This is a genomic window from Candidatus Pelagibacter sp. PS_06 (assembly GCF_059418045.1).
Genome location: NZ_CM182078.1, coordinates 263,811 through 278,198, shown reverse-complemented (window position 1 = coordinate 278,198; position 14,388 = coordinate 263,811). Strand labels below are relative to the sequence as shown.

General features: G+C 32.0%; 10 protein-coding genes. 6 read left to right on the top strand and 4 right to left on the bottom strand.

All coding sequences use genetic code 11. The annotated features are described in order from the left end of the window. Positions 1-112: 112 nt before the first annotated feature. Positions 113-4,630, bottom strand: a complete 4,518-nt coding sequence (locus tag AC5SLZ_RS01405) for a pilus assembly protein (RefSeq protein WP_494615852.1) — start codon at positions 4,628-4,630, stop codon at positions 113-115. A 298-nt stretch (positions 4,631-4,928) separates the two neighbouring features. Here AC5SLZ_RS01405 and AC5SLZ_RS01400 point away from each other — a divergent pair, with 298 nt between their 5' ends. From AC5SLZ_RS01400 to AC5SLZ_RS01375, 6 genes are all read left to right on the top strand, one after another. Further along, entirely contained in the window at positions 4,929-6,095 is a 1,167-nt protein-coding gene (locus AC5SLZ_RS01400) for an LLM class flavin-dependent oxidoreductase (protein WP_028036412.1), read from the top strand. Further along, positions 6,095-6,682 carry an amino acid synthesis family protein gene (locus AC5SLZ_RS01395; RefSeq protein ID WP_297681626.1) on the top strand — a complete coding sequence of 196 codons (588 nt, stop codon included), beginning with the start codon at positions 6,095-6,097 and terminating at the stop codon, positions 6,680-6,682. The genes AC5SLZ_RS01400 and AC5SLZ_RS01395 overlap by 1 nt, the downstream gene beginning before the upstream one ends. Then, complete coding sequence (locus AC5SLZ_RS01390; RefSeq protein ID WP_494615851.1) at positions 6,683-7,465, top strand: alpha/beta fold hydrolase; 783 nt, start codon at positions 6,683-6,685, stop codon at positions 7,463-7,465. Next, positions 7,466-8,947, top strand: a complete 1,482-nt coding sequence (locus AC5SLZ_RS01385) for an aldehyde dehydrogenase (RefSeq protein ID WP_494615849.1) — start codon at positions 7,466-7,468, stop codon at positions 8,945-8,947. After that, a complete protein-coding gene (locus AC5SLZ_RS01380) occupies positions 8,925-9,809 on the top strand; it encodes a DMT family transporter (protein WP_494615847.1) in 885 nt (294 codons plus the stop codon). Before AC5SLZ_RS01385 ends, AC5SLZ_RS01380 begins: the two co-directional genes overlap by 23 nt. Before the next feature lie 73 nt (positions 9,810-9,882). Beyond that, positions 9,883-11,073, top strand: a complete 1,191-nt coding sequence (locus tag AC5SLZ_RS01375) for an ABC transporter substrate-binding protein (RefSeq protein ID WP_028036407.1) — start codon at positions 9,883-9,885, stop codon at positions 11,071-11,073. Positions 11,074-11,124: 51 nt separating this feature from the next. Here the strand turns inward: AC5SLZ_RS01375 and AC5SLZ_RS01370 are convergent, their stop codons facing one another. From AC5SLZ_RS01370 to AC5SLZ_RS01360, 3 genes are all read right to left on the bottom strand, one after another. Continuing rightward, complete coding sequence (locus tag AC5SLZ_RS01370) at positions 11,125-11,886, bottom strand: sulfite exporter TauE/SafE family protein (protein ID WP_494615845.1); 762 nt, start codon at positions 11,884-11,886, stop codon at positions 11,125-11,127. A gap of 123 nt (positions 11,887-12,009) precedes the next feature. Continuing rightward, entirely contained in the window at positions 12,010-13,341 is a 1,332-nt protein-coding gene (locus AC5SLZ_RS01365; protein WP_494616218.1) for a branched-chain amino acid ABC transporter permease, read from the bottom strand. 35 nt (positions 13,342-13,376) lie between these two features. Then, positions 13,377-14,387 carry a branched-chain amino acid ABC transporter permease gene (locus AC5SLZ_RS01360; protein WP_028036404.1) on the bottom strand — a complete coding sequence of 337 codons (1,011 nt, stop codon included), beginning with the start codon at positions 14,385-14,387 and terminating at the stop codon, positions 13,377-13,379. Position 14,388: the final 1 nt, after the last annotated feature.

Here is a 14,388-nt window from a genome sequence, read left to right as displayed (position 1 = left end):
ATAATAAAAAAAATTTCAGTCTCTTTCCTCTTTAAATGGGTCTAAGAGCGTTAATAAGATTAAATTTTTGCAAGAATTATTCGAAGAAATTTATTATATATTACCGATAAGATTAATAGTTATCTCTCCAGCTACTTCTATAAGCTTGAACATTTTCTGAAATAGATTCTATAATTACAATATCGGTTTTATCTGCATTGGTAGATTCGCCAGAAATATTTGCATAAAGATTTAATCCAAATGCTACTATCTTTGATAAAATTCCTGTTCCAACATACAAACATTGTTCCCCTTGATTAATATTTCCAATTTTGTTTGATTTATTACTACCGCACTCACCATCTACAGCACAAATATATGCATTTCCACCTCCACAACTTTGGTTTAATGTAGTTATAAAATTCGGTCTCAAAGGGTCAAAATAATTAGCAGGTCGATAAAGTGGGTAGTAAACAATATTTCCTTTTAATGTAGGTTCATTTACAACTTTTTTTTGTTTATCGAGTTCAACATACCAACCTCTGTCTCCAATATCTGGACAACTGGCTCCTGTTATATCGTTTGTTGTATTGTTACATTTTAAAAAATTGTCTGGAGATTGTGTATTACTTGCAGTTCCAAAATTTGGAAAAGAATAATCTTTTATTCCAAACATTACATTATTAACCTTTTGCAAATTTACTTGTTGATCATCTAAGTTCATAAAGTTACCTGTACCACCAAATAACCATAATTTTTTTGTTACAACTCCTATTCCTGCGTCCATTGAATGAAACATATATCTATTGTTAATCTCTGAAGACGCCATGGTATCGAACATTGTATATTTATCATATAAATTAACTGGTTTTCTTTGTGTTGAAAAAGTATTTGTATTTGGATCATACTCAGGCGTTTGATCCATATTGGTTAAATTTATTTTTGTAATTTTTCCCTCTAAATCATTTACATAAACTATTGCACCTGAATAGTTTGAATTAGCAGCATCTGCATTAATTACTATCGGAGAAGATGGAATTGAATTAGTAATATCATTTCTAGAATTAGAGTCATAACCTTTATCTTCAATTTTAATTTCTTTTTTTACTTTTCCAGTTAACCAATCAATCACATAAACATTAGAGCCAATTAAAGGTGATCCATTTCCATAACCCCCTGTTAAAACAGCTACATATTCATCATCTAATATATTATTGTCACCAGCACCATTATTAGGCATTCTAAACACACGAGGGGAGCCCCATGTCTCTCCTAAATATCTATAATCATAATCTTGACCTGCGCTATCGAGAGATCCTGTTTGAGTAATGTTAATGCTATCTGAAGCTGAATTACCTGACGCATCATATTTGTATGATTGATTAAATGTAAATTTATAAATTCCATTTATATTTGCAATAGTTGTACTTGTAGTTACATCACGTCCATTTGCATAAATCTTGTAATCAATTGATGCATCAAAATCTAATGATAAAGACCAGACATTTGATCGATAACAAGAAGTATTTCCTGATGCATTACATGCATTACTTGATCCGACATTATTTTCTGCTGTCTGCACCTCATTAAAATTTGTTATATTAAATCTCGAGCTCGCATAATTATATTTGAATAAATTTGCATTATGATCCACTCTTAGTATTTGCTCACTAATTGGATCATTTAAAATTGAATATAGATGAAGAGGTTTGTTTGTGTCTGTTACATCAATTGTAGAAAAACCTGCACCCCCTCTACCATATGGGACCATTAATAAAGTGTGCCACCCCTCTATATTTGTAACTGGATTTTTAAAATAAGTATCATGCACTACAGGTGATCCATCCAATAAAAATAAAGGTGTACTTCCTCCACCATCAGCTTGATTTAATGAAGGAGTGATAACTTTAGGTAAACTTGGTATTACTAAAGGAGGAACAAATCCCCATAACTCTTTACCTGTCTCTTGATTAATTGCATGCAATATTCCATTGTTTGCTGCCCCATAAACAACTTTTGCTCTATTGGCATTATTTTTAGCAAAAGTACCATAATTATTTTGCTGTCTGAAATAGCTTTCAGTATTTTGCGCTACTGAAGTGGTGCTTGCAGAGGGTGAACCAATAACTGATAATTCAGAATTATAAAAGTCAGCAACATATGCTTTTTTGAGATTTCCTTCATCGTCTATTCTTTTTCTTGGCTCAGTTAAATCACAATCTCCATCATAATCAAAATAATCTTCACCTCTTACAAATTTAATTAAACCTTTCTCTTCATCTAAAATTCCATCAACAACTCCTGATGAATTTTTACACCTTATTGCATTTGTTAAATTATTCGATCCAATAGTTTTCCTATGATAGTCTCCTAGAATATTTCCTGTTGCAGTATAAAAATTACTTATTGAATTAACGTTAGATTGTATAAAGTTATTTATGTCAGTATTACCTGGTATTGCAGTCCAAAGCTTTCTGTTACTAGGAGTTTGTATTTCTTCACTAAAATCCCAACTTTGATCTGATGAAAGTGCGGTACCATCCTCATTAAGATTGGTTTTAATTACACTTCCAATCCATTCTTTATTTTGTCTATTTTGAAATTTACCTTGGTACAATTCTCCTGCGTTTCTAACGTTACTTGAAATTGATGGTGATGAAAATGAATATTGTTTTGCAACTATTGTTTGAACAATGTCATTAATTACATTTTTAAGATCTGTAGGTGTTTTTGCATTATAATATCCTCTTTTGGTGACAACACCGTTATTTTCTTCATGAGTGCCTCCTTTTTTAGCAATATTTATAAAATCATCAATTGCACTTTGATTATTAAGGAATGTATCGCCATATCCAACTGTAAAAGTTAAATGTCCTTTAGTATCAAATAAGGTTTTAGCAATTTTAGGTGGTTCTATATTAGTTTGAGGTGGCTGAAACATCCCGTCTCCTATAATAATTGTTGCATTAATTTGGCAATCTAAATTATCAATTATAGGATTAACAATTCCCCCTCCATCATTGTAAAGCCAATAATATTGGATTAATTTTCTAAGACCATAACCATTAGTGCTATCTAACAGTTTTATATTATCCTCAGAGAATTTTTGTAAAATTTGCTGAGCCCCGTTTGGGTTTATACCAACTGATATATATGCTCCAGGGTTATTCCCTTCATGCCAAACTGGAGAATCAAATCTTGGGTTATTATTAGATAGATTTCCATTTAATCCTTTAAAACCATTAAATTTTGCATTGCCTGATGGCCCCCAATATCCAATTCCAAAATTTGCTTGTTGATTAATAGTTGAGTCTTGCAACACGTTAGATATAGAATCTATAGCACCCTGCCACTTTGAAACACCTGGATCACCAAAATGATCCACATAACCTAAGTCAGATTGATTAAAAATAATAACTTCATTTCTTCCAAAACTTGCAACATATATTCTTTGTGTTTCAGTTGAATTACCTGAACCAATACTAATACCCATTGGTTTTTCAATGTAAACCTCAGGATTGCCCGCAGCATTTGGAGTATAGGCATCTTTTGTTCCAATACTTTTATCTAACCTTATTGTTGAATTAGAATGAGAATATTTACAAACCTTTCCTAAATTATAACCAGTTGTAAAGATTGTATTATTTCTAACAGCAATACTTTGTCCCCTTCCTTCTCCACATGTTTGATCGTAGTTTGAACTTTTATTCCACTGTGTATAAAGATTGCCTGTTGGACAAAGATTATTATCAACTTCTTGTTTTAAAATTAATCCATTTGATCCATCTTTACTGTAAACATAAATTTTTGAACCTTCTTTAACTATATCAATTGCATCATCGAATAATAAATTCATTGGCTCGTCTTTAGAGCAAACACGAGTAGTAACATCATAATTGAGACCATTATTGTAACTGCTGTCAGTATTTAAATGTCCATTTGTATTACTTAAGTTTATAACTCTCCACGCCTCTTTTGAAATTACCAAAATCTTATCTTCATAAAGATCCATGGAAGGTTTGCTATTAAAAACTAACGCACTGAATCCCTTTTTATCTTTCGTTTGGTTGTGTTGACGTAATCCTGTCAAATCCCCGTTTCTAACCCCACTTGATCTTGCAAAAAATCTGTTAGCATTTTTTGAGTGGTTTCCAGTATTAAGGTTTCCATTCCGATAGACAGGGACTTTTGTCGAAATCGACATAAGGGTATATCCATTAGCCTTTTCATGAGTTTTATCTTGAAGAATATAAAGGTAGTCATCATTTTGAACTCTTCTAACTTCCATATTCAATGGAGATTTTAGATTAAGCGTATTATTTCTTTGCCATGCATTTGCAGCAGCATAGTTTCCAAAAAAATTTGGATCTAAATGAATATCATTCTGGTAAGGGTTCCATAAACCAAACCCATTGTTTTCAACACTTGCTGTAATATATTTTCCATCCCCTCTTGGCACAACATCAGTAAAAGGGTTAATTCTCATTTGTCTTCCCTTGTCACTTGAGGACCACCACATACTAAGAGATTTATCCACCATAAACATGATATTAGCTTTAATACTATTTCCAGCACCTGGTGGTAATGGCTTTGAATAAGCTGATGAACTCACAATTAAGGTTAAAAAAATAATTAGGTATTTTTTGATCACTATTACTTTTTAGATGATCTGATCTAAATCACGAATTTTTAGTGCCCATATCGGGTAATCCATAGTCTTGATACTTTTAAGAAATAATTAGAGTTTTAAGATCACGTAAAAGTAAAAATTCTAGGCTTTTACTTGTTAATAGACTAAAAAAACCATTAATTTTCTTTATTCCTTGGGTGATAAAACTGTGTTAAGATTTTAACTGTTAAAGACAGATACATAACTCATCGACTAAAAAATATAGCAGTTAGCGAAAGTGGGATCGATCGTCTTAAATTTAATTATTTAGGAGGTTTGAATGAAGTTTGGATATTTTTGCAATACAACTAATTGGAATCATAAACCATATAATCAATTACTAGATGAGACTAAAGAGATCACAACTTTTTGTGATCAAAATAATTGGGACTCAATTTGGTATACCGAACACCATTTTAATCATGAAGGAATGGAGTCGTGCACAAACCCATTGATGATGGGGGTGGATGCAGCGGCAAGAACAAAACAAATTAGAATTGGACAAGCTTGTAATGTGATAACATTTCATAACCCTATTCGACTAGCAGAGGATATTGCTTTACTTGATCAATTATCAAACGGAAGAGTTGATGTTGGAATTGGTCGAGGTATTTACGGAAGAGAAGCTATTAACATGAATAAAGAAGCCGATCTTAAAGACCAAGCAAAAAACTTTAGATTATTTGAAGAAAGTTTAACTATAATGAAAAAAGCTTGGACTGAAGAATTTTTTAGTCATCATGGTGAATTTTACACTTATCCTTCACCAAATTTTACATGGCAACATGATATGAGCCCTCCTAGTGATAAATTTTTAGATACAAAAACAAATGAAATTAAAAAAATAAGTATTGTTCCTAAACCAAAACAAAATCCTCATCCACCAATATGGCAAGTTGTTGATGGTGCTAGATCAATTGAATGGGCAGCGCAAAATGGTTTAAATACTATTATGTGGATTCCAACAGTTAAGGCATTGAAGAAAAGATTTGAAATATATCAAGAAGCAAAGTCAAAGGCAGAAAATAGAGATGTTCCTTTAGGTGAGGGTGTATCACTAGTTCGGGATATGTTTGTTGCAGAGACAATGGAAGAAGCAGAAAAAATGGCTGGTGAACACATTATTAATTATATGAAGTGGGTATGTCATTGGAGAGGTTTGGGAAATCATATGGATCCAGGTGAAGAATTACCTGAGACTAAACATAAATTGGATTTATTAAATTATGATTTTCTTCACAAAAGAAATTTATTATTTGGAACTCCTGAATATGTTGTAAATAAAATTAATGAACTTAAAACAGAGTTAAATCTTCAAAACTTACAAGTATGGTCTAATTTTCCTGGTATAGATCATGAGGCTTGTATGAGAAGTATAAAACTGTTTAATGATGAAGTGATACCAAAAATAAATTTTAATGAAGGCGATGTAGAGAAAGCTAGTTAATGAAACTTGAATTAAGAAAATTTACAAAGTTTGTAGACAAAACTTTTATTGAAGGTGGCAAGGAAGCAAAAGAACCTGTCTTGCTAGTATCAGTTGCGGCTGTTTTTAAAAACCCATGGGCTGATCAAGGTTTTGTTGAAGATTTAAAACCAATTATTTTAGATCTTGCCCCAAAGTTAGGAGATATTCTAGTTCCAGAATTAATAAAAGAAATCGGCTCACCTGATAAAATTTTAGCATATGGTAAAGCTGGAACAGTTGGCCTTAATGGAGAAATTGAGCATGCTTCAGCATTTATTCACACTTTAAGATTTGGAAATAAATTTAGAGATGCAGTTGGTGGTACTTCTTATCTAAGTTTTACAAACACAAGAGGGCCAGCAGGATCTAAAATATCAATTCCAATGATGCACAAAACAGACTCGGGTTTAAGACCTTATTATTTAACACATGAATTCACTATTCATGACGCACCATTTGATGATGAGATTGTGATTGCTATAGGTGGGGCCTCATCAGGTAGAGCTCATGCGAGAACTGGTGACCGTTATCAGGACATGAAGGAAATGGGACTAGATCCTAAATAAATGTCACAAGGCTTTGACCTTAAGGGTAGTTATTATTCCTATATAAATAAAGACACAATTCCATCAGTTTTTATTCATGGGGTTGGTCTTAATCATCAAATGTGGAAACCTCAAATAAATTCACTAAATGAATTTTCTACATTAACTTATGATTTATTAGGACATGGAAATTCTGAATTAAAAAATGATGAAGTAACTTTAAATGATTTTTCTAATCAACTTAAGTCGCTATTGGATTTTTTGAACATTAAAAAAATAAATCTCATTGGTTTTTCTTTAGGATCATTAATAGCTATAGATTTTACTCTAAAATTTAAAGAATATTTAGATACATTAACTTTAATGGGAACAACTTATCAAAGAACTGATGAGGAGAGATCAAAAGTTTTAGATAGATTTGAACAGGCTAAATTAAATAAACCCATATCAAGACAAGCATTAAAAAGATGGTTTAGTGATAAATATTTAGATGATAATCCTGAAATTTATAGTGAGTTCATGAATATTTTAAACAAAGAACCTAAGGATCATGATAATTTTTTAAAAGCTTATAAATTATTTGCAAATCATAGAGATGATATTAGGTCAATTAAAAAGATTGAAACAAAAACACTCATTATGACGGGATCAGATGACCCGGGATCAACTGTTTCAATGTCTAAATCTTTGTCGAAAGACCTTGTAAACTCTAAATTTGTTGAAGTAAAAAATGGAAAACATCTTTGTAGTATCGAGTGTGCAGATGAGGTAAATATAAATCTTAAGAATTTTATTTATAATTAAATGTCAGAATTAAAAAATTTTAAAATGTATATTAATGGTGAGTGGGTTGAATCTTCATCGGGTAAAAAAATAGAAACTTTAAATCCAGAAACAAACAAAGTATGGGCGACTGTACCAGAGGCTAATGAAGCCGATGTTGATAAAGCTGTCAAAGCTGCTCAAGATGCTTTTAATGGTTCTTGGTCTAATCTTCACCCAAAAGAAAGAGCAAAGTTTTTAAGAAACATTGCTGATCAATTAAGAACGAATGCTGAGCATTTAGGTAAAATAGAAACAATAGATACGGGAAAATTATTTAAAGAAATAAAAACTCAAGCAAGTTATATTGCTGAATACTATGATTATTATGCAGGACTAGCTGATAAAGTTGAAGGAACAGTTGTACCTATTGATAAACCTAATATGCAGGTAACAACAACACGAATTCCTATTGGTGTGATAGCTGCAATAATTCCCTGGAATTCACAAATGCTATTAACTGCTGTGAAATTAGCACCAGCACTTGCAATGGGAAACACAGTTGTGATCAAAGCCTCAGAATTAGCTCCTGTCACATTATTGGAATTTGCAAAGTTAATTGAAAATGTGGGCCTACCTAAAGGGGTGGTTAATGTAATTACTGGACTAGGAGAGCCTTGTGGGAGAGCTTTAACAACACATGATTTGGTTGAGAAAATTGCTTTTACAGGAGGTCCTGAAACTGCTCGTCATATTGTTAAAAATTCTGCAGAAAATTTATCTCAAGTAAGTTTAGAATTAGGAGGCAAAAGTCCTGTAGTTTTATTTAATGATGCTGATCAAGAAAATGCTTTAAATGGAATTACTGCAGGTATTTTTGCAGCAAGTGGACAAAGCTGTATTGCTGGATCTAGATTATACATTCAGTCAAAAATTTACGACGAATTTTTAGATAAACTTGTTAAAAAGGCTGAAGGTATTAAGCTAGGATCTCCTATGGATCCAAATACACAAATGGGGCCCTTAAATAGCTTTAAACAATTAGAAAATATTGAAAAAAATATCAAAGCTACCGTTGAACAAGGTGGAAAGATTAGATGCGGAGGAAAAAGATCAACAATTTCAAATGAAGGCTATTATTTTCCTGCAACTATAATTGAATGTGAAAACCATAATTTACCAACAGCTGAAAATGAATTATTTGGTCCTGTTTTATCAGTAATGAAGTTTGAAAATGAAGAAGAAGCAATACATAAGATGAATGATAATCAATATGGTTTGTCTTCAGGAATTTATACCACCAATCTAGGAAGAGCTATGAGGGTTTCTAAAGCTGTAAGAGCTGGGATAGTATTTGTAAATACATACAGATTGATATCACCATCAGCACCATTTGGAGGAATTAAAGATAGTGGTTATGGCAAGGAAGCTGGAATAGAATCTATTAAAGAATATACACGAATAAAAACTACCTGGTTTAATTCATCTGAAGATCCAATGGATGACCCATTTACAATGGGATAACAGTTTGCCATTAAAGCATTTACTCATTTTACTATTTATTGCCATTGCTTATGGAAGTGCATTTCCAGTCACAAAATTAGCATTAAACAATTCAGTGCCCCCTATTCTTATGGCATCACTTAGAATGGGAATTGTACTTATTATATTAATTCCATACTGGCGATTTAAAATACCAGAGAAAAAATATCTTACATCATTGATTGCTTTTTCAATTTCAATGGGGGTGATGGTTTATGTATTTATGACTTTATCACTTTACCATTCATCAATAATTTCACCTGTGATTGTTGGCTCGCAATTAGCTATACCGTTTGGGGTATTATTAAGTGCAGTGATGTTGGGTGAAAATATTAGTTTTAAAAAATGGATTTTAATTTTTTGTGCTTTTTTTGGAATAGTAATAATATTTTTTGACCCTGAATTAGCTAACAATTTTTTAGGTTTGTTTTATGCTGGCTTAATGGCGCTATTTTTTGGTTTAGCCCAAGTTTATTCAAGACAATTAAAAAGTTTAAATGTCAGCTTAACCAATGCGTTTACTGGTTTGTTTGGTTTTATTATATTAATGATTTTATCTTATTTTATTGAAGGTCATACAATCTCAAATATTAAATCAATAAATATTAACACCTGGGTTTTTATATTTTATCAAGCTGTTGTTGTTTCTTTAGGTGCACACCTACTAATGTTTTATCTATATAAATTTTATACTGTGGGTCAAATTTTTCCTTCATACTCATTATTCCCAATTTTTGGTATTGGTTTATCATTTTTAATTTTTGGAGAGATACCCACATTTCTATTCCTTATTGGTAGTGCAATTGTTCTAACTTCAGTATTTTTACTTCATAAAACGAGTTAATTTAACCATTGTAAAATTTAGATAATCGTAATTTAATTACGTTTTTATAAATTGTTAACAATTAAGGAAAATAATGAAAAAACTATTTATTGCTGCATTTATGTTTGTTTCAACTTTTGGAACCAATGTAATGGCAGACGGACATGCGATTAAGATGGGAATTATTTTAGGATTTACTGGTCCTATTGAATCTCTAACACCAGCAATGGCTGGATCTGCTGAACTTGCTTTTAAAGAAGCTTCAGACTCAGGTTCTCTATTAGGTGGAAAAAAAATTGAAGTAGTAAGAGCAGACTCAACTTGTGTTGACTCAGCGGCAGCAACTGCAGCAGCTGAAGGTGTTATTTCACAAGGTGTAGCAGCTATCATGGGTGCTGACTGTTCTGGTGTAACTGGTGCGATTGCATCAAATGTTGCTGTACCAAATGGTGTAGTAATGATTTCACCATCAGCAACTTCTCCAGGATTAACAACTTTAGATGACAAAGGATTCTTTTTTAGAACAGCTCCCTCTGACGCTAGAGGTGGACAAATCTTAGCTGATGTTACTAAAGATAGAAAAGTTAAAAGTGTAGCTATAACTTACACTAATAATGACTATGGAAAAGGTTTAGCTGATGTTTATAAAGCTGCTGCTGAAGCTCATGGTATCAAAGTTACAGCTGTAACTGCTCATGAAGATGGTAAAGCTGACTATTCATCTGAAGTTGCAACGCTAGCTTCAGCTGGTGGTGATGCTATGGCTGTAATTGGTTACCTTGACCAAGGTGGTAAAGGTATGATTCAAGCTGCTTTAGACTCAGGTGCATTTGATAAATTTGTTTTATCAGATGGTATGATTGGGCAATCACTTGTTGATGCATTTCCTAAAGGCTTAAAAAAATCTTTTGGTACTATGCCAGGTTCAACTGGAAAAGGTGCTGGAGTATTTGCTGATGTAGCAAAAGCTGCTGGTATAGACTCTTCTGGTCCATACACTGGGGAATCTTATGATGCAGCAGCACTTATAGTTTTAGCAATGCAAGCAGGTAACTCTGCTGACAGAGCATCAATTGCAAACAATGTAATGGATGTAGCTAACGCTCCTGGAACTAAAATCTATCCAGGTGAGCTTAAAAAAGGATTAGATTTATTAGCAAAAGGTAAAAAGATAAATTACGAAGGTGCAACTGGAGTAACTTTTACTAATGTTGGTGAAGCTGAAGGTTCTTTCTTAGAGCAAGAAATCAAAGGCGGAAAATTCAAAACAAAAAAACAAAGATAATTATTATCTAATTAAAACCCCCAGTAATGAAAATTACCGGGGGTTTTTTTATTAAAAATTCATTAAAACTTTTGTAATTCCAAAAATTGAAATAATTATAAGAAAATAAAAGACAAATTTTCTATAAGTTTCTTCTCTACTCTTAATAAAAAACTTATTACCAATAAATATACCTATGGGTAAAACTAATATTAACGGAAGTACCCTATATAGAGCTGTTACTTCTACAATTTCAGCATAAAAACTTAAATTTAAAACATAAGCATCTGCTATAAAGAATATTGCTGCAAGTGAACCTCTTATAGCTATTGGTCTTACTTTTGTAATTAGCAAAAAAAGAGATATCGGCATACCACCTAAAGTTCCAAGACCATTGATTATTCCAGAGACTCCTCCTGCCAAAAATTTAACAGGTAATATATTTATTTTTTTATTTGAGTATCCTCTTAATTGTAAAATCACAAAAAAAATAATAATTCCACAAATTGAAAAGTGGACAATATCAGGAGATAAAATTTTTAATAAATAAAGACCTACAGGTGACCCAATTGAAATTCCTATCAATATCTGAAAAACAAATTTCCAATCTATGTTGTTCCAAATATAAGGAAACATGAATATGCTCACCATAACTTCTAAAACTAAGATTATTGGTACAATTTCAATAGCAGGTAAAATAAATGAGATTAATGACATGCATGTTGCTGAAAATCCAAAGCCATTAAACCCTCTAATTATAGATGCAATAAATACAACAAATAATATTATTAAAAATTGAGATAAACTTAAATCAATGTAATTTAAAAGAGTCATATAAATTTTTAATGAATATTAAAAAGTGTTATTCAAAGACATGTAGTGATTAAAACATGTATTTATCAGCCATGTACATGGCCCAAGCGATTGCAGCACCTAATATAATATATTTCATAGAGACTATTTTATTTCTATTTTTTCTGGAAGTATACCTTTTGGTCGATACCTCATAATCAACAATAGCCCAAGTCCCATCATTAAGTATCTAAAGTAAGGAACACTTTCAATTAAATGGATTTTTAAAGCATGTGTATCGGACATTCCAGACGTGAATAAATTAATTAAGAATAATGCAATCGGTGCAGCTTCAATCCATAAAAACCATACTGCAAATCCACCTAAGATTGCTCCAAAATTGTTACCACTCCCTCCAACAATAACCATTACCCAAATAAGAAATGTATATCTCATAGGTCTATAACTGCCTGGTGTAAACAAACCATCTTGAGTAACCAACATTGCACCAGCTATTCCAACAATTGCTGATCCTAAAATGAATATTAACAAATGTTGTTTAACAACATTTTTTCCCATTGCATTTGCAGCTTCTTCATTATCTCTAATAGCTCTCATCATTCTTCCCCATGGAGAATAGAGTGCTTTTTGAGTGACTATTAATAGAGCTATAACTACAATTAAAAATAATCCTGAGTAGCAAAGTTTTACAAAAACTGACGATCCTTCAATTACCAATTGATTAAGAGCTGTTTGTTTATCTGCTATATTAGAAATTAATTCCAATTTGCTTGAATTAAATTTTGCAACTAAATTTATGAACCAATCAGTAGCTTGAAGGTTAACCTCATAAGGCACAGGCCTATCCAATCCAATTACATTTTTTACCCCTCTTGATAACCAATCCTCATGTTTGATTATTGCAATTACAATTTCTGAAATAAGTAATGTTGCAATTGCTAAATAGTCAGCTCGTAACCCAAGCGCAACTTTTCCAACCACAAATGCCAATCCTCCCGCAAAGAAAGCTCCAACAATCCATGAAAACATAATTGGTAATCCAAACCCTCCAAGAAAACCTGTTTTTGCAGGATTAACTGCTTCAATTGCTTCAATTCCAGGTTCAGCAGTTACTCTGATAATTATAATTCCTGCAATAATAATAGCTGCAATACCATAAGTTCTATATTTAGATTTTTCAAAATTTTTTAAGATAAAGCGAATAGCTAATATCATTACAATGATTAACCATAAGCACATCAAGATATCAAAGCCTCCAGCTCGCCATGCTTCTTGAACCGGATCAACAGATATTAAAACTGCAGCTAATCCACCTAATGCCGCGTATCCCATAAGGCCAAAATTAATTAATCCAGCATAGCCCCATTGTACATTTGCTCCCATAGTCATTACTGCAGAAATTAAGCACAGATTGAAAATTGAAAGAGCAACATTCCATGATTGAAATATCCCAACTAACAATATTAAACCCATCATTATTGAGTAAGCTACAATTATGTTTAGATTTTTTCTCAAAGGACCTTCCCTTTAAATATACCATTAGGTCTATACAATAAAACAATCACTAATATAGAGAATGACACAGCAAATTTATAATCTGTCGATAGTAATTGAACAAGAGTTTCTGGCTCCATACTTTCAGGCAAAATATACATAAAAAATTTCTTATATGCGTACGTTATGAATATTTCTGAAAAAGCTATGACGTAGCCACCTAAAAATGCTCCAAATGGGTTTCCAATTCCGCCAACAATTGCAGCAGCAAAAATTGGAAGCATGTTGTTAAAATATGTAAAAGGTTTAAAGCTTTTGTCTAAACCATATAAAGCGCCACCGATTGTTGCCAAAATACCTGCAATAATCCATGTAATCATAACCACTTTTTTTGGGTCAATTCCAGATAACAAAGCCAAATCTTCATTATCAGAGTAAGCTCTCATGCTCTTTCCTGTTTTAGTTTTGTTTAAAAACCAAAATAAAATTGAAACTAATATAAGTGTTACAAATATTGTTATAACCTGACTAGACTTAATTGCTAAGCCTTCATTAAGTCCTGTCATTTCTTTAAATTCACCTGCTTTAATAATAAATTTTTCTCCATCAAAAAATCTTCTGTCAGATGGGCCAATTATTATCCTTACCACTGCTTGAGTTACAAACATTACACCAATACTAACCATTGCAAGTTGCACTGGTGGGCTTTTGCTAACCCTATAATATCTAAATACAAATTTATCTATGAAGAGCATGTAGCCAATCATAAAGATTATTGCAAATGGTATTGCAATAAGAGCTGTTGGCAAAACACCTAAAGAGATACCCACAGATTGGAAATACCATGTGAATAAAATAGTTACCATTGTTCCAAACGCCATCATGTCTCCAGTTGCAAAATTAGCAAACCTTAAAATTCCATAGATTAAAGTAACAAAAATTGCACCAAGGGCTAATTGTGAACCATAGGTTAGAGCTGGAACAAAAATATAATTTAATAATAAAATAATTGCGTTTATAAAATCCATA